The sequence below is a fragment of the Streptomyces hebeiensis genome (assembly GCF_052983195.1).
Map to the genome: position 1 here is coordinate 7,360,385 of NZ_CM129812.1, position 22,625 is coordinate 7,383,009.

The following is a 22,625-nucleotide window of genomic DNA, read 5'->3' on the forward strand; positions in this document are numbered from 1 at the left end:
GCGTGGCCCCCGCGCACCAGGAACCCCCGGCCGGGACCACCGTCCCGGCCGGGGACCGCCGCCCGCCGAGCGGCTTCTCCGTTTGGCGCGGCCGCCGCCCCTTCTGGGGCGGTCTGCTGCTCCTGCTCGGCGGCGGGGAGATCCTGCTCACCGAGCAGGCGTCCATCTCGGTCGTGCTCCAGGCGGGCGCGGGCGGCATCGCCGCCTATCTGCTGCCGGTGGTGATGGCCGTGTGCGGGATCCTGCTGCTGGCGAACCCGGGACAGCGGCTCTTCTACTCGGTCGTCGGCGTGCTCGTCTCCCTGGGCACCTGGGTGACCTCGAACCTGGGCGGCTTCTTCGTCGGACTGCTTCTCGGCCTCATCGGCAGCTGTCTGGCGTTCGGCTGGCTGCCCGACCAGGAACCGCGCCGTCGGCGGCGCCGCGGGCCGCGTGCGAGCGCCCCAGGCGATTGAACGGACGCTCCACCAGGTAGTGGGAGGCGAGCGCGGCGGCGATGCTGGCCACGACCGTGGCCGTCCCCTGCCACGGCTCCGCCACCACGTCGGCGGAGAGCCGGCTCAGCGGGTAGTGCCACAGGTAGAGGCCGTAGCTGAGGTTCTGTCCGATCCAGACCAGCGGCGTCAGGGACAGCGCCCGGGTCAGCCACGCACGGGGCCGCAGCTCCAGCGACGCCACCAGTACGGCGGACAGGATGGCGGCCACCAGGAAGCCGGCCGTGTACCAGGACGCGGTCCACGCGCTGGCACCGGTCAGCGGCACCTGCCAGACGATCAGGGCCAGCACCCCGAGTGCGGGCCAGGCCAGCCGCCCCGACCACCGCGCCAGCGCGGCCAGCAGCCGGTCCTCCCGGTGCAGCCGGGCGACCACCAGGGCCAGCAGGGCGCCGATCAGCAGTTGGTCGGCGCGGGTGTCGGTGCCGTTGTAGATGCGGTGGGCCGCGGTCTCGGACCAGAGTGTGAGCCGCCACAGCACGGGGAGCAGACACAGCGCGGCGGTGGCGATCAGCACGGCCCGCGCCCCCACCCGGCGCAGGAGGAGCAGCAGAAGGGGCGGCCAGAGCAGGTAGAACTGCTCCTCCACACCGAGTGACCAGGTGTGCGAGAGCAGGGAGGTGTCGCTGGAGTAGACGCCCGGCTGGGCGGCCCTGACGATATTGACCAGGAAGGTGGCGGACAGCACGACGGCCGTCCACGCCTGGTCGAGGGACGGCAGGTCGGTGGTGAGAGCGAGGAGCGCGCACACCGCGCACACCGTCAGCAGCGCGGGCACCAGTCGCAGCCAGCGCCGCAGGTAGAACCGGCCCATCGCCACGTCGCCGGTCCGGGCGAACTCGACCAGCAGCAGCCGTGTGATCACGAAGCCGCTGATGGTGAAGAAGATGTCCACCCCCAGGGCGCCGCCCGGCAGTACGCCCGGCGCCAAGTGGTAGACCATGACCAGCGCCACGGCCAGGGCGCGCAGCCCGTCCACGCCGCGGACCCGGCCGCCGGCCGCCGCGGAGGGGAACCCGCGGCCGCCCCGTGCGGGCCGGCCCCGTACCGGCATGAGTTCGAGCGCGGGAGCGGGCCGGTCGCCGTCGCGACCGGCCCGCCGGTCCAGCTGTACGGTGCCGTCCGCACCGGATCTGTCCGTCCGGCCCTCCTCCTCGCCGAGGTCGGCCGCCCCGGTGGTGGCGTCCGCGCCACCACCCGTCACTTCCGTGGTCCGTGTGCTCTCCATGGACAGCGCGTGCCCACACAGCGCGGGCGCACGCCGTTCCTCATCGAATACTCAGGAAGAAACGTCAGGGGCCCGGGGCCGTCCGGGCGTCCGGACGTCGGGGCTACGGGGTGACGGGCGGCCAGGTCACTTCAGCGGCGCGGCGAACAGCGGAACGACCTTGTCCAGGGCGTACACCACCGACAGCACCGAGTCCGTCGCGAAGGCCGAGCTGAGCGTCTCGTCGTCGAACACCACGTCACGGCCGTCCTTGACGGAGGGGACCGCCTGGTACAGCGGATCGTCGGTGATCTTCGACGCCTCGACCCCGATCGGGGTCATGACGGTCAGATCGGCGTCGAGCAGGTCGAGGTTCTCCCGGGAGAGGGTGACGGAGAAGGACGCGTCGGCCCTGGCCTCCACCTTCGGGTTGTTCGTGAAGCCCAGGCGCTCGACGAAGTCGACCCGGCCGGTGCCGTGCACGTACGCGCCGAACGCGCTGCCGGTCCGGGAACCGAGCGTGATCGTCTTCCCCTTGAACTCCGGGTGCGCGGCAGCCGACCGGGCGAACTTCTCCTTCGTCTCGGCGATCAGCGCCTTGCCCTTGTCGGCGAGTCCCAGCGCCGTCGAGACCATCTCGGTCTGCTTCTCCCAGGAGATCTTGTACTGCTCGCCCCCGCGGGGGACGCCGATGGTGGGCGCGATCTTGCTGAGGGTCTCGTAACGCGTCCGGTCGCCGCTGGACTTGGTGTCCAGGATGAGATCGGGCCGCAGGGCGGCGATCTTCTCGAACTCCGGCTCCAGCGTGCCGATCATCCGCGGGCTCTTGTCATACCTGCCCTTGGCCCAGGGGCCCACCCCGTCCCCGCCGAACGCCAGCCAGTCGCTGGCGCCCACGGGCTGCACGCCGAGCGCCAGGGCGGCCTCCGCGTCCCCCCAGCCCAGGGCCACGACGCGGGTCGGCTTCTCCTCGACCGTGACCTCGCCGAACTTGGTCGCGACGGTGGCCGGGAAGGCTCCCGCCGAGGCGCCGGAGGAGTCCTCCGCCCCCTTCGGCGAGGCGCCGCCGCCGGACGACGGTCCGCAGGCCGTCAGGGGCAGGAGCAGGGCGCAGAGCGCGACCCACAGTGCGGCCGGGGCCCGCCGGGGACGGCGGGCCGGGGGAGTGGAGGCTGTTCTTCGCATTCGCATGAAGTGAGGTTAGCCTATCCTTATTTTCTATGAAATGGCGGTGGTCTTCCCGCTCTTCCCCGCGCTCGCCGGCCCCCGGTCCCGTCCCCGCTCCGCCTCCGGCGCGGCGGAGACGTGGTGCCGCCCCATCGGCACGATCAACGGTGTCCCCGACGCCGGATCCTCGGTGACCGAGCAGCGCATCCCGAACACGTCGGTGACCAGCTCGGCCGTCACGATCTCCGACGGCGCCCCCTCCGCCACGATCGCGCCGCCCTTCATGGCGATCAGATGACCGGCGTACCGGCACGCCAGGTTGAGATCGTGCAGCACCGCCACCACCGTGGTGCCGTACTCCCGGTTGAGGTCCGTCAACAGGTCCAGCACATCGAGCTGATGGCTGATGTCGAGGAACGTGGTCGGCTCGTCCAGCAGCAGGATGTCCGTACGCTGCGACAGCGCCATGGCGATCCACACCCGCTGCCGCTGCCCGCCCGACAGCGCCTCCACCGGCCGCGCCGCCAGCTCCAGCACATCGGTGGCCAGCAACGCCTCCGCCACGGCCGCGTCGTCCTCGGCCGTCCACCGCCGGAACCACCCCTGGTGCGGATAGCGGCCCCGCCCCACCAGATCGCTCACCGTGATCCCGTCGGGCGCCACCGGACTCTGCGGCAGGATGCCGAGCACCGTGGCGACCTCCTTCGTCGGCATCTCCTGCACGCTCCGGCCGTCGAGCAGTACGCTCCCGGAGGTCGGGGACAGAAGTCGCGCCATCGAGCGCAGGAGCGTCGACTTCCCACAGGCGTTCGGCCCGACGATCATGGTGATCCCGCCCGGCGGGATGTCGACGCTCAACCCCCCGACGACCTCGCGGCCGTCATAGCCGAGCCGGACGTCCCGCGCCCGCAGAGTGTGCTCCGCACTCATGTGCAGGTCCCGCCTTTCACGCCGTGAGTGGTCCGTGGTGTCCGCGCCCCGCCGTTCATCCGCCCCTGCCCACCCGGTTGGCGCGGGCCAGCAGCCACAGCAGGTACGGGGCGCCGACCACGCTCGTCACCACCCCCACCGGGTACTGGGTGGACCCCAGCAGATGCTGCGCGGCGAAGTCCGCCACCAGCACGATCAGCGCCCCCGTCAACGCGGCGGGCAGCAGCGCGGCGCCCTGACGGGGCGACAGCCGCCGGGCGATCGGCGGCGCGACGAACGCGATGAAGGCCACCGGCCCGGCCGCGGCCGTCGCCACCCCGACGAGCAGCACCGCACAGCCCAGCAGCGCCCGCCGGCCGGACTCGACCCGCGCGCCGAGCCCCGCCGCGGTGTCGTCGCCGAGTTCCAGCGTCGGCAGCGTCCGCGCGGCGAGGAAGGTCAGCGGCACAAGCACCGCGAGCGCCACCATCAGTGGCCACGCCTGCTCCCAGGACCGGCCGTTGAGACTGCCCGTCAGCCAGGCCAGCGCGTCCTGCGCCACCGACAGGTCCGAGCTGGTCAGCAGGTGCGACACGACGGCGGACAGCGCCGCGCCGACACCGATGCCGACCAGCACCAGCCGCTGGCCGGCGACACCCCTGCGCCAGGCGAGCCCGTAGATCGCCGCCGCGGCCAGTACCGCCCCGGACAGCGCGCTCGCGGAGAGCCCGTAGCCGCTGACGCCGAACCCCGCACTGGCCAGCACCGCCGCCGCGCTCGCGCCCGAGCTGACACCGATGACGTCGGGGCTGGCCAGCGGATTGCGCAGCAGGGTCTGGAACACGCTGCCCGCCAGGCCGAAGGCCGCTCCCACGAGCAGCCCGATCAGCGCGCGCGGCAGCCGCAGTTCGACGATGACGAACCGGGAACCGGCATCGCCGCCACCCAGCAGGACGGCGAGCACGTCCCGGGCCGGGACCACCAGGTCGCCGTACGCGACCGACACGCACAGAGCCGCCGCCACGGCCACCGCGAGCCCGACGCGGACCGCGATCCCCCTGGCCCGGCCCGCCCTCCGCACCCGGGCGACCTCTCGTACGGCGCCCGCCAGCCGCTCCTGACGGGCCCCGGCCGCCGCCGCGGGCCCGGTCCCTCCGCCCGCGGCCCGTCCCCGCGCCACCGACACGTCGGATCCCCTCACCACTCCACCGGTCACAGCTCCACCAGCCGGCGGCGACGTACCAGGACGATGAACGGAACCGCGCCGAGCACCGCCGTCACGATGCCGACCTGCACCCCGCCGGGCTGGTCGAGCAGCCGGCCCACGACGTCGGACACCAGGACCAGCACCGGGGCCAGCAGCGCGCTGTACGGAAGGACCCAGCGGTAGTCGGGGCCGGTGAACAGCCGGGCGGCATGCGGCACGACGAGGCCCACGAAGCCGATCGGGCCGGCCACCGCGGTGGCCGCCCCGCACAGCAGCACCACGGCCGCGGCCGCCGCCAGCCGGGCCCGGCCCACGCGCTGCCCCAGGGCCCGCGCCAGGTCGTCCCCCAGGGAGAGCGCGTTCAGCCGCGGCCCCAGGGCCAGCGCGAAGACCACTCCCACCGCGACGAACGGCAGCGCCTGCCACAGCACCTCCGGGTCCGGGACGGAGAGCGAGCCGACCCGCCAGAAACGGAAGCGGTCGAAGAGCACACGGTCCCTGAGCAGCAGCGCCGTGGTCAGCGAGCCGAGGACGGCACTCGCCGCCGCGCCCGACAGAGCGAGCTTCACGGGAGTGGCGCCCTCCCGCCCCAGCGAGCCGATTCCGTAGACCAGGACGGCCGCGAGCAGCGCGCCGAGAAACCCGCACCAGAGGTACTGAGTCGGCGCGGTCAGTCCGAGCACACCGATCCCGAACACCACCGCCACCGACGCCCCCGCGTTGACCCCGAGAATGCCCGGGTCTGCCAGGGGGTTACGGGCGACGCCCTGCATGACCGCCCCGGCGAGCCCCAGTGCGACACCCACCAGCAGCCCCGTGACCGTGCGCGGCACGCGCTCCTCCCGCACGATCAGCCGGCCCTTGTCCGACACATCGGGGTCGAGGAGACCGGCGACGACGTCCCGCACGGAGACGTCACCGGGACCGACCGCCAGACTCGTCCACACCGCGGCGACGAGCAGGACCACCGTCACCACCACACCCAGGGCGAGCGTGGGCCGGCCCCGGACGGAGCGGACGTTGCCCGCGGCGGGCTCCGGGCGGGACACCGCCCCGGACGCCGGCTCGCACGCGGATCCTCGCGCCGCTCCGCCCGCCACGGGCCCGGCCGTCACGCGTCACCGCCTTCCACGTGGTGCGCCCCACCCTGCATCCGAACCGCCCTCAGCCGTGCGTCACCGTGCGCGGGCGGACAGGCGCCGGCGGCGCACGGAGCGTCGTGATCTCGTGAAGTAAGGTGAGCCTAACATTACGTGCGGCTTCCCTGAACTGCCCTCGCACCGGGAGGACCACGGCCCAACCCCCGACGCCCCACCTGCCGTCACGGAACCCGGGCCATTACCATCTGCGGGTCGTACACACCGAGTCGCGCCCCGGGCAGCTTGCGCCCGATCCGTACCTCCGCACCCTCCCCGACCCGACCCGAAGCAGGAGAGCACGTGAAACCACCGCCCTACCTCGCCGAGGACAGCCGCTACACGGCCATGCGTTACCAGCGCTGCGGCCGCAGCGGCGTCCAACTGCCGCTCGTCTCCCTCGGCCTCTGGCACAACTTCGGCGACACCAGCCCCCTGGAGACACAGCGCGCCGTCCTGCGCCGCGCCTTCGACCTCGGTGTCACCCACTTCGACCTCGCGAACAACTACGGCCCGCCGTACGGCAGCGCCGAGGCGAACTTCGGCACGATCTACACCCAGGACTTCCGCCCCTACCGCGACGAACTGTTCCTCACGACCAAGGCCGGATACGACATGTGGCCCGGCCCCTACGGCGAGTTCGGGTCGCGCAAGCACGTGCTCGCCAGCCTGGACCAGTCGCTGGCCCGGATGCGTGTCGAGTACACCGACGTCTTCTACTCGCACCGGTACGACCCCGACACGCCGCTGGAAGAGACGATGGGCGCGCTGGACTCCGCCGTACGACAGGGCAAGGCCCTGTACGCCGGGCTGTCCAACTACCCGCCGGAGAAGATGCGGGAGGCGGCCGGCATCCTGCGGCGGCTCGGCACCCCGCTGCTGATCAATCAGCACGCCTACAGCCTGCTGGACCGGGCCATCGAGGACAACGGCCTGATAGCCGCCTCCGCGGAGGAGGGCGCCGGAGTGATCGCCTATTCCCCGCTCGCCCAGGGCCAGCTGACCGGCAGGTACCTGAACGGTGTGCCCGCCGACTCCCGGATGGCCGTCGGGCACTTCCTCACCCGCGACCAACTCACCGACGCCAAGCTCACACTGCTGCGCGCACTGGAGAAGATCGCGCGGGAGCGGGGCCAGAGCCTGGCCGAGCTGGCACTGACCTGGGTGCTGCGGGACCGGCGGGTCACCTCCGTACTGATCGGCGCGAGCGGAGTCGGGCAGCTCGAGCAGAACCTCCGGGTCCTGGAGGCCGCACCGCTGGAAGAAGGGGAACTGTCCGCCGTCGAGAGCGCGCTGGAGGAGCACGCGGCGGCCACCTCCTGAGCGCGGCACGGCCGACGGGCCGCCGGACCACGCGCCGGGGAGAACGGCGGTGCACGGCGGTGGTGCCCGCGTGCCGGGGAGCGCCGGTGCCGGGTCGTACGATGAGCCGTACGGTCCGGCACCGGTTCCGGCGCGGCCCGCGCCGCCGTCCCGAGGCGTCATCGCCGTCCGGGACGTCACCGCGCCGGACGGTCACCGCGGCTGTGTCGTTGCGGTCCGGCGGGGCGGCCGGCCGGTGTGATGTCATCTGACGGCACCGGCGCGGGGCCCCGGGCCGCCGGGAAGCGACATGTGGGAGGTGGCCGTGTCGGACGAGGACGGTGCGCGCGCGGGAGTCGCCGCGCGGCTGCGCCTGATGGAACAAGCCCCCGAGCTGATCGGCACCACCCTGGACCGGGTGACCACCGCACAGGAACTCGCCCAGTTCCTGTGCCCCGGACTGTGCGACGCCGTCACGGTCGACCTGCTGCCCGACGACGCTCCGGCACACCGGCCACCGCCCGTGACCCTCCTGGAGCGCGTCGCGCAGGCCGGCAAGCCGGACCTGGTGGACGCGTGCGGCCCCGCCGGGGACCGGGCCGGGCAGCACGCCGACACCGCGTGGGCACGGGCCCCGGCCGAAGGCCGCGCGGCCACCGTGCCCACGGCCGCGGACGGGGCCCCGCCGACGGCACTCCGCGTCCCGCTCCTCGCGCACGGCCGGGTCCACGGCGCGCTGCTCGCCGTCCGCGAGAGCGAGCGCTTCACCGACGACGAGACGGCGGCCATGGCCTTCGCGGCCCGTCTGACGGCCGTCCACCTCGGGCACGCCGGCCGGCACTCGGCGGTGCGCGACACCGCGCTGAACCTGCAACGGGCCCTCCTGGCCGAGCCCGGGCGACCGCACCCCAACCTGGAACTCGCCACCCGCTACCTGCCCGCGGGCGGCGGCGCCCTGGTCGGCGGCGACTGGTGCGAGAGTGTCCGGCTGCACTACGGCCGCACGCTCCTCGTCGTCGGAGACGTGATGGGGCACGGCCTGGACGCGGCGGTCGACATGAGCGCCTACCGCTCCGCCCTGCGGTACATCGCCTCCACCGACCTGCCGCCCCACCGGGTGCTGCGCCAGGTCGACGCCGCCGTCGCCGAGAGCGACACCCGCCGCCCGGCGACCTGCCTGCTGGTACGGATGGACCCCGTGCGCGGCAAGGCGTCGGTGGCCGCCGCCGGGCATCTGCCGCCGGTGGTGTTCTCCGGCGACGGCACCGCGCGTGTGCTTCCGGTGTCCGTCGGCCCGCCCCTGGGGACGGGGCTCGGCGGCTACGAGCTGACCACGCACACGATCACACCGGCGGAGACGCTGCTGATGTTCACCGACGGCCTGGTGGAACGCCGGGACGAGGACATCGACGTGTCCCTGCGCCGGCTCGCGGCCCACCGGCTGCCGCCCGGGGCGCCGGTCGAGGACGTGCTCGACCGGATCCTCGGCCTGGTGGACCACCACCGCGCGGAGGACGACGTGGCGCTCCTCGTCGCCCGTATCCGGCCCCGCCCCGGCAGGGCCGGGCACCCGGCGGGCCTGGCATGATCGGACGTATGGGTGAACGCGTTATCGCCGCGTGTGACGGGGCGTCGAAGGGAAATCCCGGGCCGGCCGGCTGGGCCTGGGTCATCGCCGACCGTGCCGAGGAGCCGGTGCGGTGGGAGGCCGGAGCGCTGGGGAGGGCGACGAACAACGTCGCCGAACTCACCGCCCTGGAGCGTCTGCTGGCGGCCACCGACCCGGCGGTGCCGTTGGAGGTCCGAATGGATTCGCAGTACGCGATGAAGGCGGTGACGACCTGGCTGCCGGGCTGGAAGCGGAAGGGCTGGAAGACCGCCGCGGGCAAACCGGTGGCCAACCAGGAACTGGTCATGAGGATCGACGAACTGCTGGGCGGCCGCTCGGTGGAGTTCCGCTACGTGCCCGCGCACCAGGTGGGCGGGGACCGGCTGAACGACTTCGCCGACCGGGCGGCGAGCCGGGCGGCGCTCACCCAGGAGGACGCGGGCAGCGCGCTCGGTTCCCCGCCGCCCCCGCCCGCGCCGGACCCGGCGCGGGCGAGGTCCGGGCCGGGTTCAGGTGCCGGTGGCGGGTCACGGGCAGGGGGCGGAGCGGCGCGGAAGCGGGCCTCGGGCAGGACCCTGAAGGCGAAGTTCCCGGGCCGGTGCCGGTGCGGGGGCGCCTACGGGGCCGGTGAGCAGATCGCCAAGAACACGGACGGCTGGGGGCACCCGGCGTGCGCGACCGCCACCGGGGGCGCGTAGCGCTTCCCGGGGCACCCCGCACCCGCCCGCCGCCTGCCCGTACCGTGTCCGTGCCCGTGATCCGGGGAGGGAGCTGTGCCGACGACGCGTACGAACGGACGGCAGGTGGGGGTGGTCGCCTCGTTCGACTTCGAACGGGAGGAGGAACTGCGCCGGTGGCTCCCCGACCCGGTGCGGTGTTCCGTGGCGTACCTGTGCAACGGCCCTGTAAGGCCCTGCCCACCTACGAGGCCGTCGCCCCGCTGGAGCGCGAACTCGGCAAGCCGGTCATCAGCGCCAACCAGGCGACCATGTGGGCGTTGCTGCGCTCGGTGGGCGGCCGGGCCCGTGGCGGAGGAGCGCTGCTGCGGCTCTGAGGCCGGTGTGCACCGCGCTCCCGCGCTGCCGCCCGCCCCGTACCCTGACAGCGCGGAGGGACTGATCGACGGCGGCCCCGGGTCCTTCGGACGGGGCGAGTGGGAGGGGCGGGCCATGGGTGACCTGGGGGAGCGTCACGCGGTGGCGGGGGCGGACGACGTGGTGTCGGTGGTGATGGCGGCGGCCCGGCTGGTGATGGGGATGTCGGCCCGGGCGCTGGCCGAGGTCGACGAGTCGTTGTCGCTCCCCCAACTACGGACTCTGGTGGCCCTGGAGGGGTGCGGGCCGGTCAAGCTCGTGGAACTGGCCGAGGTGTTGGGGGTGAACCCGTCGACCGCGCTGCGCGCGGTGGCGCGGCTGGAGAATACGGGGCTGGTGGACCGCCGTACCAACCCGGACAGCAGGCGCGAAGTGGTTCTGTCACTGACGCCCCGGGGAGAGGACCTGGCGAAGAAGGTGCTGGCACACCGGAGACGCGAGGTGGAGAAGCTGGTGGAAGGAGTGCCGGCGGAGGTACGGGCCGGTCTGGTCGAGGGCCTGTGCGCCCTGCTGGCGGCGGCGGGCGACCGGTCCATCGCGGTGCCCGGGACCGCGGAGGAGTTCCGGAGGACGGTGCTCTGACCGGCGGTCGGCCCCCGGGCGCGGGGCCCCGGCACCGAACCTGACGCGTCAGGGGCGGCGGGCCTGGAGACGAGAGGCGGCGAGGCGGCCGTGCACCGCGAGCCAGGCAGCCAGCGCGGTCCACGCCAGGAGGTGGGTGGCCGTGGCGGGCGGATGGCTTCCCGGTACGGCGGTCAGGTGCGTGGTGGCGGTGGTGTACATGCCCAGCGGGAAGACGATGCACCACAGGGCGGGGTCGTGGACCAGGGGAACGCGGTGGTGCACATGGCGCCAGATCCCGGCCGCCACCAGGAAGGGGATCAGACCGGTGGCCCAGACCCAGAGGCTGAGGACCGTGTCGGTGAGAGGACCGGGGAGCCGGCCGGGCAGCAGAGTGCCGTGCGCGAGGAGCTGGGCACCGGCGAGGGTGCTGATGGCGGCGGCGCCCATGGCGACCCAGTAGGACGGGCCCAGGCCGGTGGGTCCGGGCGGGTGGCGCAGCAGCCGGCGGACGATCACCGCGAGGGTGGCGGCGTACAGCAGCACACCCAGCGCCCACAGACCGAGTGCCACGGCCACGGCGGTGTGGCCGGTACGCGGACCGGTGACGGCGATGACGAGGGACTGCAGGCCGACCGTGGCCAGGAACCAGGAACCGTCCGCCCGCGCGAGCGCCACCCGGGGCGCGCTCCACAGCAGCTCCAGGACCGCGCCGCCGAGCGCCACCCACACCACGGCGGCCACGGCCGGCAGGCAGACCGTGACGGGGGCCGGCCCGCCGAGGCGGGCGGCGAGGACGCCGCTCGCCGCGACGAAGGTGAAGTGGCCGAACGCGCGCGCCGGGTCGCGCAGTTCGGCCCGGATCCGGTCCGGGTGGCACACCACCTTCACGGTCGAGGCCGCGAGCAGCGCGAGGTACGTGATGCCCGCGACGCCCAGAAGCAGCGCCCCGACGAGGTGCGCGCCGGTCCCGTCCAGCGCCCGGGAGACGATGCCGGTGGCCATGACGGGCGCGAAAGCGGCGGGCGGCAGGTTCCGGCACTTCTCGCGCGCGGTCCGCCACATCACCGGCGTGTGCCGGTGTCCCGTACGGGCTCGCTCCGCACGGCGTAGGGGCCGGAACGCTCGGAGCCCGGGGTGTGCCGCGCGCCACGGGAGCGGTAGACGACGTAGGGGCGGGCAAGGTAGCCCAGCGGCGCGGTGAAGGCGTGCACGAGGCGGCTGAACGGCCACAGAGCGAACAGCGCCATGCCGAGCACGGCGTGGACCTGGTAGACGAGCGGAGCGTGCGCCATGGCCGGCACATCGGGGTCCAGGGTGAACAGGGAGCGGAACCACACCGAGACGCCCAGGCGGTAGTCGTACGGGTGGGCCTCGAGCGTGGTGGCGGTGGCCGTGAGTCCGGCGAGCAGCACGGCGGCCAGAACCGGGTGGACGAGGCGGTCGCTGCGGCTGGTCGCGCCCCGGACGGCGGGCACGCGCAGGCGCCGGTACAGCAGGATCGCGAGTCCGGCGAGGGTGGCCAGCCCCGCGGCGCCACCGACGATCACCGCGTTCGCGTGGTAGAGCCATTCGCGGATGTGTAACCGCTCGGTGAGGGATTCGGGGACGAGCAGACCGACGACGTGCCCGGCGACGACGAAGAGGAGCCCGTAGTGGAAGAGGGGACCGCCGACGCTCAGGAGGCGGTGCTCGTGCAATTGGCTGGAGCGGGTGGTGAAGCCGAACCGGTCGTAGCGGTAGCGCCACGCGGAACCGCTGACCATCAGCGCGAGGACCAGGTAGGGCAGGACGCCCCACAGCGTGGTGTGCAGGTGGTTCACCGGGGGATCTCCTTCACGGGGGCGGCGTTCGTGGCTCGTCGGGGGAAGGGCGGCAGGCCCACGGTTTCGGTGGGCGGGCCGGTACGGGCCAGCCGCAGGGCGGCGGCCCGGTCGGCGGGCGACGCCCCCGGCAGGGTGCGGCAGACGGCTTCGAGGACGTCGGCGTACGGACTGCGGTGGTCGCGCAGCGCCAGACGGAGCAGCTCGAGCGCGGCCCGGTGCTCCCGCAGGGCACGCCGTCCGGGCCGCGGGCAGCGGGCGGCGAACTCCAGCGCCAGCGGCAGGAAGTCGGGCAGCTCGTCGCTGGGCGGCCGCCAGCCGTGCGCGCGGTAGAGGTCCTGCCAGCGCAGCAGGGACCGGCCGCGGCGGCGGGTCTCGCCGTCGGTGTAGTACGTCAGGTGCAGGGTGCGACGGCGGCTGCGGTCGAAGGTGGTGACGTAGCGGGCCGACATCTCGAGCACGGGGACGCCGACGACGGCCGTGTGGAAGCGCAGCAGCGCCTCGGCCCCCGGCGCGGAGGAGCCGGCGAGGGCCTCGGCGACGAGCGCGAGCCGGTCCGGCCAGTGCCGGTCGGGGTGGAGCAGCGACAGCGACGCCGCCTGGTGGATCAGCGCGGTGGTCATGCCCGCCGCTCCCCGCGTCGCGGGAACAGCCCTTCGGGCCGTCCGCGGCCGTTCCAGTTGAGGAGGTTGACCCGGCCGCGCAGCGACGTCCCGGCGGGCTCCGGCTCGGCCCCGGCGCCTACGAGCGGCGGGGCGTGGAAGGTCTCCGCGTCGTACATGCCGGGCCCGCCTTCCTGGTCCAGGCTGCATCCGGCGGCCAGGTCGCCGGGGGTGGCAGCGGTGTAGCTGGTCGGGATCACATAGCGCTCGTCGTACTTGGCCAGGGCGAGCAGCCGGTACATGGACTCCACGTCGGCGGCGTCCATGCCGACGGCACGGGCGATGGCCGGGTCCTGCTGCTCGCCGAGGTTGACGCGGCGCATATGGGTACGCATCGCCGCCAGGCGGCACAGCGCGGCCTCCACCGGAGCGGGATCGCCCGCGGTGAACAGCTCGGCCAGGTAACCGACGGGGATGCGCAGGGAGTCGATGGCCGCGAACAGTTTGGCCGGGTCCTCGCCGTCGTGGCCGGTGGCGGCCAGCGACTCCACCACCGGGGACAGCGGCGGGACGTACCACACCATCGGCATGGTGCGGTACTCCGGATGCAGCGGCAGCGCCACCCTGTAGCGCGAGATCAGGGCGTGCGCGGGGGAGCGGCGCGCGGCGTTGATCCAGTCGTGCGGGATGCCGGCCTCCTCCGCCGCCCGCACGACCTCCGGGTCCGCCGGATCGAGGAAGCAGCCGAGCTGGGCCTCGTACAGATCGCGTTCGTCGGGGGTCGCGGCGGCTTCGCCGACCCGGTCGGCGTCGTAGAGGATGACGCCGAGGTAGCGCAGCCGGCCCACGCAGGTCTCGGAGCAGACGGTGGGCTGCCCGGCCTCGATGCGCGGATAGCACAGCGTGCACTTCTCGGCCTTGCCGGTGGAGTGGTTGAAGTACACCTTCTTGTACGGGCAGCCGCTGACGCACATCCGCCAGCCCCGGCACCGGTCCTGGTCCACGAGCACGATGCCGTCCTCGACCCGCTTGTACAGGGCTCCGGAGGGGCACACCGCCACACAGGACGGATTCAGGCAGTGCTCGCAGATCCGGGGCAGGTAGAACATGAACGCCTGCTCGTACTCCAGGCGCACCTGCTCGTTCATCTTCTTCAGCACCGGATCGCCCGCGATGTGCTCGGGCCCGCCCCCGAGGTCGTCGTCCCAGTTGGGCCCCCAGGTCACCGCCGTGGGGCGGCCGTCGACGAGGGACCGGGGCGCCGCCGTGGGCACGTCGTCGCCCAGCGGTGCGCTGATGAGGTTGTCGTAGTCGTAAGTCCACGGCTGGTAGTAGTCGTCCAGCGAGGGCAGCTCGGGGTTGGCGAACAGGCGGGCCAGCCGCCGGGCCCGGCCGCCGCTGCGCGGCACCAGCCGGCCGTGTTTGAGGCGCCAGCCGCCCTGCCACTTCTCCTGGTCCTGGTAGCCGCGGGGATAGCCCTGACCGGGGCGGGTCTCGACGTTGTTGAACCACACGTACTCGGTTCCCGACCGATTGGTCCACGTCTGTTTGCAGGTGACCGAACAGGTGTGGCAGCCGATGCACTTGTCGAGGTTCATCACCATCGCGACCTGTGCCATCACACGCATCTCAGTACTCCACGTTCTGTGTACGACGCCGGATCACGGTGACGGCGTCACGCTGATTGCCGGTGGGGCCGTAGTAGTTGGGCGCGAAGGACAGCTGGGCGTGGCCCCCGATCAGGTGGGTCGGCTTGACCAGCAGTCTGGTCAGCGCGTTGTGGACGCCGCCCCGTCGTCCCGTGGCCTCGGACTTGGGGACGTTCACCAGGCGTTCCTGCACGTGGTACATGAACACCGTGCCGGGCGGCATGCGGTGCGAGACGACCGCGCGGGCCACGACCACGCCGTTGGCGTTCTGCGCCTCGATCCAGTCGTTGTCCACCGCCCCGACGGCCTCGGCGTCGGTGACGCTCATCCAGATCACCGGGCCGCCGCGGGCCAGGGTCTGCATCAGCAGGTTCTCCTGGTACTCGGAGTGGATGGACCACTTCGAGTGCGGTGTCACGTACCGCACCGTGACCGTCCGGCCCGCTCCGTCGCCGGGCCGCGGCTGTTCGCCGAGGGCCGCCAGGTCCAGCGGGGGCCGGTAGACGGGCAGTTGCTCACCGAACTCGGCGATCCACTCGTGATCGAGGTAGAAATGCTGACGGCCGGTGAGCGTGTGCCACGGCTTGAGGTGTTCGGTGTTGATCGTGAACGGCGCGTACCGGCGGTCCGGGGCCTCCTTGCCCGACCACTCGAAGCTCGCCCCGACCTGCACCGGACGGGCCTGGGTGTCGGAGAACTCCACACGCCGCTCGGCGACCGAGGCGGCCAGCTCCGTCAGGTCGGACCCGGTGCCGCAGCGCTCGGCGAGCCGCCCGAACCCCTCGGCCGCCACCCGGCCGTTGGTGGTGCCCGACAGGGCCAGGATCGCCTCGCAGAACTTGACGTCCGTGTCCAGCAGGGGCCGGCTCCGGGCCGGGCCGTCCGCCGCGGTGCCGCAGCGGGCGGCGAGCCACCGGCTCTCCGCGGCGGTGCGCACGGTGACGCCCTTGACCTGCATGCCCAGCTCGTCGGGCAGCGGCCCGAGGGCGGCCAGCTTCTCGGCGATCGCGGTGTAGTCCCGTTCGACCACCGTCAGCTGCGGTTCGGTGTCACGGTGCGGCGGGGCCTCGGCGGGGGTGTCGTGCTGGAGCGCGGTCGCGACGAGGTCGTATGCCGTGTCCAGACGCCCCTTCGCCAGCCGGCTCACCTCGGCGGCGAGGCCGTGGAAGATCTCGAAGTCGGTGCGGGCCTGCCACGGCGGGCTGATCGCCGGGGAGAAGGCGTGCACATAGGGGTGCATGTCCGTGCTCGACAGGTCGTGCTTCTCGTACCAGGTCGCCGCCGGCAGCACCAGATCGGCGAACAGGGTGGTGGAGGTCATGCGGAAGTCGAGCGCGAGGAGGAGGTCGAGCTTGCCGCGCGGCGCCTCCTCGCGCCAGGCCACCTCGCGCGGCCGGGCGTCGGGCGGCGCCTCCTCAGCGCTCGCGTTGTCGGACGCGCCCAGCAGATGCCGCAGGAAGAACTCGTTGCCCTTGGCCGAGGAACCGATCAGGTTGGCCCGCCACACGGTGAGCACCCTGGGCCAGTTGGCCGGATCGTCCGGGTCCTCGCAGGCGTACGACACCCGGCCCGCCGCACGCTCGGCGGCCAGCCAGCGCGCCGGGTCGGTACCCGCCCGGCGCGCCCGGGCCCCCAGCTCCAGGGGATTGACGCCGAACGTCGGGTACGACGGCATCCAGCCCTGCCGGACCGAACGGGCCACCAGATCGGCGGTGTGCAGCCCGGCCAGCGCCCCGGGCGCGGTCGGCGAGGTCAGGGCGTCCGCCGTGAACTTCTCGTAGCGCCACTGGTCCGTGTGCAGGTACCAGTACGGCGTCCCGGCCATCTGCCGGGACGGGCGCACCCAGTCCGCGGCCGTGGCCAGCTGCTGCCACCCCGCGTACGGGCGCACCTTCTCCTGTCCCACGTAATGGGCCCAGCCGCCGCCGTTGACGCCCTGGCAGCCGGTCAGGAGCAGCAGTGACAGGAAGGAGCGGTAGATGGTGTCGGAGTGGAACCAGTGGTTCGTGCCCGCCCCCATCACGATCATGCAGCGGCCCCGGGTCTGCTCCGCGGTGCGCGCGAACTCCCGCGCCGCCCGCACGGCCGCCCGCGCGGACACGGAGGTGATCGCCTCCTGCCAGGCCGGCGTGCAGGGGCTCGACGCGTCCTCGTACGAGGCGGGCCACTGCCCGCCCAGGCCCGCGCGCCCCACTCCGTACTGGGCGAGCATCAGGTCGAACACCGTGGTCACCGGGCGCCCGCCGATCCGCAGCACGGGCACCTCGCGCCGGAGCGTCGCCCCCTCCTCGTCGAAGCGGGGCAGCACCACCGGCGCGGTCGCCGCGCCCGGCCGCTCGTACAGGCTCAAGCACGGATCGACATCTCCGAGCGCCAGATTCCAGCGTCCCTCGCCCGCCTTGCTCCACCGGTCGCCCAGCGTGCCGTTCGGTACCACGGTCCGCCCGCTCGCCGCGTCCATGAGCACCGGCATCCAGCGGCGTGTGCCCGCCTCCGCGTCCCGCGCCAGGCCCGCCTCCTGCGCGGTGAGGAACGCGCCCGGTGTGTACGAACCGTCCTGCCGCTCCTCCAGAGTGATCAGGAACGGCAGGTCGGTGAAGCTCTTGACGTAGTCGGTGAAGTACGGCACCCGCCGCTCGACGAAGAACTCGCGCAGGATCACGTGCCCCATCGCCATGGCCAGGGCCCCGTCGGTGCCCGGATGGGGATGCAGCCACTCGTCGGCGAACTTCGTCGCGTCCGCGTAGTCCGGGGAGACCACCACCACCTTCTGACCGCGGTACCGGGCCTCGGCCATCCAGTGCGCGTCCGGCGTCCGGGTCACCGGCACGTTGGAACCCCACAGCATCAGATACGCCGCGTCCCACCAGTCACCCGACTCCGGTACGTCGGTCTGGTCGCCGAAGACCTGCGGCGAGGCGATCGGCAGGTCCGCGTACCAGTCGTAGAAGGACAGCATCGGCGCGCCGATCAGCGACATGAAACGCGCGCCGACCGCGTGGGAGGCCATCGACATGGCCGGGATCGGCGAGAATCCCGCGATCCGGTCCGGCCCGTACGCCCGCAGTGTGTGCACGTGCGCGGCGGCCGCGATCTGAAGGGCCTCGTCCCAGCCGATCCGCACCAGGCCGCCCTTGCCGCGCGCCGACTGGTAGCGGCGCCGCTTGTCCGGATCACCGGTGATCTCGGCCCAGGCCGCGACCGGGTCACCGCCGAGGCGCCGCTTGGCGTCGCGGAACATCTCCACCAGCACACCGCGTGCGTAGGGGTACCGCACCCGCGTGGGGGAGTAGGTGTACCAGGAGAAGGACGCCCCGCGCGGGCAGCCCCGCGGCTCGTAGTCGGGCCGGTCCGGACCGGTCGAGGGGTAGTCGGTCGCCTGCGTCTCCCAGGTGATCAGACCATCCTTGACGTACACCTGCCAGGAGCACGATCCCGTGCAGTTCACCCCGTGCGTGGAGCGCACCACCTTGTCGTGCGACCAACGATCCCGGTACGGCTGGTCGTTGACTTTCTGATCATGGCGAAAGACCGCCCGTCCTTCGGGTGTCGTCGGTGACCGCTGCAACAACCGCCCGGCGGCGAGCAGTCGTTCGGCCGCGTCCCCCGCGACTCGCTCCGCCTTGTCCTTGCCACGCCACATGCCAGAAGCTCCCCTCGGAGGTCGCGCGACCGGACCGGTCGTCTCCGGCGCGCACCTCAACGGACGAGGGTCAGATTGCTCCTGTCAGCACGGTCACGGATAACGCTTTTTCGCCATTTGGATGTGTCTAGACGTTATTTTTCTTGCGCTTTGCAATGATTCGCGCGCCGGTCCGTGGGGCGTGTGTGGCCCGGGAGGTGGCGGCGGGGCTGCCTCCACTCGGCGCGGGTGCGAAGTGCGGTCGCGCGAGCGGGACGGCGCCAAGGGCGCGTGCCGGCGCCCGGACGCGGTCTCGCCCGGACGGTCGCTTCGTCAGTGGATGATGCGTTCGATCAGCCCTTGCCAGCTGTCGCCGAGGAGGCGGTCCGCGTCCGGCACCGGGGGCGGGTCGGCTTCCGGCATGGACAGGGAGAACAGCAGCGGTGCTTCCAGGGCGGCGGTGAGCTGGATCGCGAGGCCGTTCAGGCTGGGCATCCGCACGTGGGCCCGGTCGAGCAGCATGCGGATGTGGAGCTGGGAGAGCGACGCGTCGCCGCTGGGGGAGGGCTGATTGCGGTCCTGGGCAGCCCGTGCGATGGCGTGGTGGTCCAGGATGAACGCGATGCGGGCGCGGCCGTAGGCGACGAGGCGTTCCTCCGGGGTGGCGCCGGGCCCGAGCGGCGGCGGTCCGGACAGTACCTGCTCCTGGAACCGCCGCTCGTCCGCGTCCAGTAACGCCCGGAAGATGCCGGCCCGGGTGCCGAAGCGACGGAAGACGGTGCCCTTGCCCAGGCCGGCGCGCTCGGCCAGGCCGTCCATCGTCACCTTCTCCACTCCGTGCTCCGCGATCATCTCGCGGGCGGTGTTCAGAAGGTGCTCGCGGTTGCGCACCGCGTCGGCGCGCTCGCCGCGCGGCTTCCCGAAAGGCACTGCAGACCGGTTCACGTGACCAATCCTACCGCCAGGGAAGCTAAGCGGGGTAAAGTCCGTTTATAGTGAGCGTGGCGGTGCCCGGGCACCCGGGCCGCCGTCGTTCCCACACCATGTCCGCCATCGCGGACCACCCACTCTTCGAGGAATCGTGACCATGAACCTTTTCCGCCTGGACGCCAGCATCCTGCCCGGCACCTCCGGCAGCGCCGAGATCGCAGACATCGCCGAGGCCGAGTGGACCGCCGCCCACCCCGGCGCCACCGTGACCCGTCGTCACCTCGGCACCGACCCCCTGCCCGCCGACGCCTGGGCGCTCGCCACCACCGCGGCCTTCACCCCCGAGGCGGACCGCGGCCCGGCCCAGCGCGAGGCGGTCGCCCTGGGGGCGGCGCTGGCGGAAGAGCTCCAGAACGCCGACGCCGCGATCCTGGCCGTACCGCTGTACAACTTCGGTGTCTCCCAGCACTTCAAGACCTGGGTGGACCTCGTGATCGCGGGCGCCGGCCCCACCACCCCGCTGCTGAAGAGCACGCCCACCGTGCTGGTCACCACCCTCGGCGGCGGCTACGGCCCCGGCACTCCCCGTGAGGGCTGGGACCACTCCACCCCGTACCTGGAGCGCATCCTCGCCGACGTCTGGCAGGCCGAACTCACCGTCGTCAAGCGCGAGCTCACCCTCGCCGCCACCAACCCCGCCATGGAGGGGCTGAGAGGCCTCGCCGAGCAGCAGCACTCCCAGGCGCTCGCCGCCGCCCGCGACGCCGGCCGGGCGCTCGCGGGGAGCTGACGGGACCCGTCCGGGGGAGGGGACGGCGGGACGGTGGCGGCAGGGCCCCGTCGTCCCCTCCGTCGGATGCTGTGCGCTCGCGCGGTCCGGCCGTCGTGGCGGCGGTACGGGACAAGGTGCCGGGCCTACGGCGGTGAACTCCTTTGTTTCCGCCGCGTACGCGTTCTATTTCTTTATGCGCAGCAGTCTCGCGGGATACTTGAGAACCAGAGGACGCGCCGCTTTTGGCCGCCGGAGAACATAGGGGCGGCATTTAATCGATCGCCGCCGAGATTCCGTCGACCGTGCCGGTGCGCAAGGGCCGCCTGGGCGTTATTGTCACCCGGCGTATGCTCATGCATACTGCTGAAGGCGTCCTGGGAGTCAATTGCGGGAAAGGGTGGTTCACGGCGTGTCGGCACGGCAGTTACCGCTTTTGTCCATCGGCCGACATGTTCTCCGCTCGGCGCGTACCTGTTCCTTTCGGTGCGGCGATGCCTGCGCCCAGGATGCTCCGAACACCTCGGGGAACACCCCCTTCGGAACCGTCCTGCGCGAGGCGATCTCGCGCCGGGCCGTCCTCGGCGGCGGGGCACTCGCGCTGCTCTCCCCGTCGGCCGACCTCACCGCGCGGACCGTACCCGCGGCGCCCCGTCTGTCCGGGGCGGAGCCCGGTGGCCATCCGGACTTCGGGCCCGTACCGCCCGACAGCCGGGATCGCGTCACCGTGCCCGCGGGATTCGAGTACGAGGTGCTCATCGGCTGGGGAGACCCGGTCCTTCCGGACGCCCCGCCCTTCGACTTCGACCGGCAGACGGAATCCGCGCAGTCCCGCCAGTTCGGCGTGAACAACGACTACTGCGCCCTCGTCCCGCTGCCGGGCGGCGACCGCTGGCTGATGGTCAGCAACCACGAGTACGCCACCGAGCCGCTGATGTACCCCGACTGGGACCCCGCGGCGCCGTCCGAGGAGCATGTGCGCACCGCCTGGGCCGCGTACGGAATGTCCGTGGTGCTGGTGGAGCGCTCCTCGCGCGACGGGCGCCTGCGGGCGCGCGCCGACGGGCGGTGGAACCGGCGCATCACGCTGACCACCCCCTTCGAGCTGCGCGGGCCGGCCGCCGGGTCACCGCGCCTGCGCACCTCCGCGGACCCCGAGGGACGGCACGTCCTGGGGACGATGGCCAACTGCTCCGGCGGCACGACCCCCTGGGGCACGGTGCTGTCGGGCGAGGAGAACGTGCACATGCCGTTCGCGTACGCGGAGCGTGTGACGGACCCGGCGACCAGGGAGGGCCTGCGGCGGTTCGGTTTCGCCGAGGGTGCTTCGACGCGCGCCTGGGAGACGTACGACACCCGCTTCGACCTGGGGCGGGAGCCGAACGAAGCGCACCGCTTCGGCTGGATCGTGGAGATCGATCCCCTCCGGCCCGACTCGGTACCGGTCAAGCACACGGCGCTCGGCCGCTTCAAGCACGAGGGCGCCAACATCTCGGTCGCCCCGGACGGCCGGGTCGTGGCGTACATGGGTGACGACGAGCGCTTCGAGTACCTGTACAAGTTCGTCTCGGACGAGCGCATGCGCGAGGGCGACGACCGGCGCTCCCGCGAGCACAACAAGCGACTGCTGGACTCCGGCACGCTCTACGCGGCGAGATTCACCGGTGACAGCCCCGCGCGCGAGATCGACGGCCGGGGGAGGCCGCCGCGGGACGGCGAGTTCGACGGTACGGGCACCTGGATCCCGCTGGCGCACAACGACCGCAGCTTCGTTCCCGGCATGACCGGCGACGACGTCTACATCTTCACCAGGCGGGCGGCGGACCTGGCCGGGGCGACCCCGATGGACCGGCCGGAGGACGTCCAGCCGCACCCTCGTACGGGCCGGGTCTACGCGGCGCTGACCAACAACGACTACCGGGGCGCCGCGGGCGTCCCGGGGCCCGACGAGGCCAACCCCCGCACGCGCAACCGCGACGGGCACATTCTGGAACTGCGCGAGCGCGGTGACGACCCGGCATCCGAGCGTTTCGTGTGGCGGCTGATGCTCGTCTGCGGTGACCCGCGGTCCCCGGGGACGTACTACGCGGGCTTCGACAAGAGCCGGGTCAGCGCCATCTCGTGCCCCGACAACCTGGCGTTCGACGAGTACGACAACCTGTGGATCGCGACGGACGCCGGCCGTCGGGGCGGGCTCAACGACGGGCTCTACGTGGTCCCGCTGAGCGGCCCGGAACGTGGCCGCGTCCGGCGCTTCCTGACCGTGCCGACCGGCGCGGAGTGCTGCGGCCCGGTCATCGGCCCCGACTTCGTGCTGGTCTCCGTGCAGCACCCCGGAGAACTGCCCGAAGCCGACGCCCGGGACCCCGCCTCGCACTGGCCGGACGGTGGCGACAGCCAGCCGCGCGCCGCGGTCATCGCCGTACGAAGAAGCGACGGCGGTCCTCTTGTCCGAAGACGGCCGTGACACAGGTCCGTCTCCCGAGGGCGGCCGTATTTCCGCCCTTGCCGCATTCGTATCCACATCCGTATCCACATCCGTAT

At 72.8% G+C, this 22,625-nt stretch carries 19 protein-coding genes; 8 read left to right on the forward strand and 11 right to left on the reverse strand.

Features of this window, described 5'->3' with window-relative positions:
- Positions 1-2: 2 nt before the first annotated feature.
- Positions 3-455 (forward strand): DUF6114 domain-containing protein, encoded by a 453-nt coding sequence (locus ACU6P3_RS31605; protein WP_447195204.1) that lies wholly within the window; start codon positions 3-5, stop codon positions 453-455.
- Here the strand turns inward: ACU6P3_RS31605 and ACU6P3_RS31610 are convergent.
- From ACU6P3_RS31610 to ACU6P3_RS31630, 5 genes are all read right to left on the reverse strand, one after another.
- Positions 361-1,722: an acyltransferase family protein gene (locus ACU6P3_RS31610; protein WP_447195205.1), complete on the reverse strand. Its 1,362-nt coding sequence runs from the start codon at positions 1,720-1,722 to the stop codon at positions 361-363. The genes ACU6P3_RS31605 and ACU6P3_RS31610 overlap by 95 nt on opposite strands.
- 126 nt (positions 1,723-1,848) lie before the next feature.
- Positions 1,849-2,892 (reverse strand): iron-siderophore ABC transporter substrate-binding protein, encoded by a 1,044-nt coding sequence (locus tag ACU6P3_RS31615; RefSeq protein WP_447195206.1) that lies wholly within the window; start codon positions 2,890-2,892, stop codon positions 1,849-1,851.
- Between the two features lie 27 nt (positions 2,893-2,919).
- Positions 2,920-3,798 (reverse strand): ABC transporter ATP-binding protein, encoded by an 879-nt coding sequence (locus ACU6P3_RS31620; RefSeq protein ID WP_447195207.1) that lies wholly within the window; start codon positions 3,796-3,798, stop codon positions 2,920-2,922.
- Positions 3,799-3,853: 55 nt separating this feature from the next.
- The gene (locus ACU6P3_RS31625; protein WP_447198148.1) at positions 3,854-4,888 is read right to left on the reverse strand and encodes a FecCD family ABC transporter permease; all 1,035 of its coding nucleotides are present in this window, start codon (positions 4,886-4,888) and stop codon (positions 3,854-3,856) included.
- Between the two features lie 101 nt (positions 4,889-4,989).
- Positions 4,990-6,099 (reverse strand): FecCD family ABC transporter permease, encoded by a 1,110-nt coding sequence (locus ACU6P3_RS31630; RefSeq protein ID WP_447195208.1) that lies wholly within the window; start codon positions 6,097-6,099, stop codon positions 4,990-4,992.
- Positions 6,100-6,468: 369 nt separating this feature from the next.
- Here ACU6P3_RS31630 and ACU6P3_RS31635 point away from each other — a divergent pair, with 369 nt between their 5' ends.
- The 5 genes from ACU6P3_RS31635 to ACU6P3_RS31655 all read left to right on the forward strand — a co-directional run bounded on the left by ACU6P3_RS31635 (position 6,469) and on the right by ACU6P3_RS31655 (position 10,707).
- On the forward strand, positions 6,469-7,443 hold the full coding sequence (locus tag ACU6P3_RS31635) for an aldo/keto reductase (protein ID WP_447198149.1): 975 nt from the start codon (positions 6,469-6,471) through the stop codon (positions 7,441-7,443).
- Between the two features lie 304 nt (positions 7,444-7,747).
- Positions 7,748-9,010, forward strand: coding sequence for a PP2C family protein-serine/threonine phosphatase (locus ACU6P3_RS31640; RefSeq protein WP_447195209.1), 1,263 nt, complete (start codon positions 7,748-7,750; stop codon positions 9,008-9,010).
- Positions 9,007-9,729 carry a ribonuclease H family protein gene (locus ACU6P3_RS31645; protein WP_447195210.1) on the forward strand — a complete coding sequence of 241 codons (723 nt, stop codon included), beginning with the start codon at positions 9,007-9,009 and terminating at the stop codon, positions 9,727-9,729. Before ACU6P3_RS31640 ends, ACU6P3_RS31645 begins: the two co-directional genes overlap by 4 nt.
- Positions 9,730-9,923: 194 nt before the next feature.
- On the forward strand, positions 9,924-10,085 hold the full coding sequence (locus tag ACU6P3_RS31650) for an aspartate racemase/maleate isomerase family protein (protein WP_447195211.1): 162 nt from the start codon (positions 9,924-9,926) through the stop codon (positions 10,083-10,085).
- Between the two features lie 7 nt (positions 10,086-10,092).
- Positions 10,093-10,707, forward strand: a complete 615-nt coding sequence (locus tag ACU6P3_RS31655) for a MarR family winged helix-turn-helix transcriptional regulator (RefSeq protein WP_447195212.1) — start codon at positions 10,093-10,095, stop codon at positions 10,705-10,707.
- A gap of 48 nt (positions 10,708-10,755) precedes the next feature.
- On the opposite strand, the gene ACU6P3_RS31660 is transcribed toward ACU6P3_RS31655, so the two are convergent.
- The 6 genes from ACU6P3_RS31660 to ACU6P3_RS31685 all read right to left on the reverse strand — a co-directional run bounded on the left by ACU6P3_RS31660 (position 10,756) and on the right by ACU6P3_RS31685 (position 19,327).
- Positions 10,756-11,751, reverse strand: a complete 996-nt coding sequence (locus ACU6P3_RS31660) for a tellurite resistance/C4-dicarboxylate transporter family protein (protein ID WP_447195213.1) — start codon at positions 11,749-11,751, stop codon at positions 10,756-10,758.
- Complete coding sequence (narI, locus tag ACU6P3_RS31665) at positions 11,751-12,509, reverse strand: respiratory nitrate reductase subunit gamma (RefSeq protein ID WP_447195214.1); 759 nt, start codon at positions 12,507-12,509, stop codon at positions 11,751-11,753. The genes ACU6P3_RS31660 and narI overlap by 1 nt, the downstream gene beginning before the upstream one ends.
- Positions 12,506-13,132 carry a nitrate reductase molybdenum cofactor assembly chaperone gene (narJ, locus tag ACU6P3_RS31670; protein ID WP_447195215.1) on the reverse strand — a complete coding sequence of 209 codons (627 nt, stop codon included), beginning with the start codon at positions 13,130-13,132 and terminating at the stop codon, positions 12,506-12,508. The genes narI and narJ overlap by 4 nt, the downstream gene beginning before the upstream one ends.
- Positions 13,129-14,739: a nitrate reductase subunit beta gene (narH, locus tag ACU6P3_RS31675; RefSeq protein WP_447195216.1), complete on the reverse strand. Its 1,611-nt coding sequence runs from the start codon at positions 14,737-14,739 to the stop codon at positions 13,129-13,131. Before narH ends, narJ begins: the two co-directional genes overlap by 4 nt.
- 1 nt (position 14,740) lies before the next feature.
- On the reverse strand, positions 14,741-18,403 hold the full coding sequence (locus ACU6P3_RS31680; RefSeq protein WP_447195217.1) for a nitrate reductase subunit alpha: 3,663 nt from the start codon (positions 18,401-18,403) through the stop codon (positions 14,741-14,743).
- Between the two features lie 312 nt (positions 18,404-18,715).
- The gene (locus ACU6P3_RS31685) at positions 18,716-19,327 is read right to left on the reverse strand and encodes a TetR/AcrR family transcriptional regulator (protein ID WP_447195218.1); all 612 of its coding nucleotides are present in this window, start codon (positions 19,325-19,327) and stop codon (positions 18,716-18,718) included.
- Between the two features lie 142 nt (positions 19,328-19,469).
- Between ACU6P3_RS31685 and ACU6P3_RS31690 the strand changes: the two genes are divergently transcribed.
- Both ACU6P3_RS31690 and ACU6P3_RS31695 read left to right on the forward strand, forming a co-directional pair.
- Entirely contained in the window at positions 19,470-20,102 is a 633-nt protein-coding gene (locus ACU6P3_RS31690; RefSeq protein ID WP_447195219.1) for an FMN-dependent NADH-azoreductase, read from the forward strand.
- Between the two features lie 415 nt (positions 20,103-20,517).
- Positions 20,518-22,548: a PhoX family protein gene (locus ACU6P3_RS31695; RefSeq protein WP_447195220.1), complete on the forward strand. Its 2,031-nt coding sequence runs from the start codon at positions 20,518-20,520 to the stop codon at positions 22,546-22,548.
- The last annotated feature ends 77 nt before the right edge of the window (positions 22,549-22,625 follow it).

Excerpts from the sequence above, each read along its gene's own strand:
- ACU6P3_RS31610 (WP_447195205.1), bottom strand. The coding sequence starts at position 1,722 with ATGGAGAGCACACGGACCACGGAAGTGACGGGTGGTGGCGCGGACGCC.
- ACU6P3_RS31615 (WP_447195206.1), bottom strand. The coding sequence starts at position 2,892 with ATGCGAATGCGAAGAACAGCCTCCACTCCCCCGGCCCGCCGTCCCCGG.
- ACU6P3_RS31620 (WP_447195207.1), bottom strand. The coding sequence starts at position 3,798 with ATGAGTGCGGAGCACACTCTGCGGGCGCGGGACGTCCGGCTCGGCTAT.
- ACU6P3_RS31635 (WP_447198149.1), top strand. The coding sequence starts at position 6,469 with ATGCGTTACCAGCGCTGCGGCCGCAGCGGCGTCCAACTGCCGCTCGTC.
- ACU6P3_RS31645 (WP_447195210.1), top strand. The coding sequence starts at position 9,007 with ATGATCGGACGTATGGGTGAACGCGTTATCGCCGCGTGTGACGGGGCG.
- ACU6P3_RS31660 (WP_447195213.1), bottom strand. The coding sequence starts at position 11,751 with ATGTGGCGGACCGCGCGCGAGAAGTGCCGGAACCTGCCGCCCGCCGCT.
- narJ (WP_447195215.1), bottom strand. The coding sequence starts at position 13,132 with ATGACCACCGCGCTGATCCACCAGGCGGCGTCGCTGTCGCTGCTCCAC.
- narH (WP_447195216.1), bottom strand. The coding sequence starts at position 14,739 with ATGCGTGTGATGGCACAGGTCGCGATGGTGATGAACCTCGACAAGTGC.
- ACU6P3_RS31680 (WP_447195217.1), bottom strand. The coding sequence starts at position 18,403 with ATGTGGCGTGGCAAGGACAAGGCGGAGCGAGTCGCGGGGGACGCGGCC.
- ACU6P3_RS31690 (WP_447195219.1), top strand. The coding sequence starts at position 19,470 with ATGAACCTTTTCCGCCTGGACGCCAGCATCCTGCCCGGCACCTCCGGC.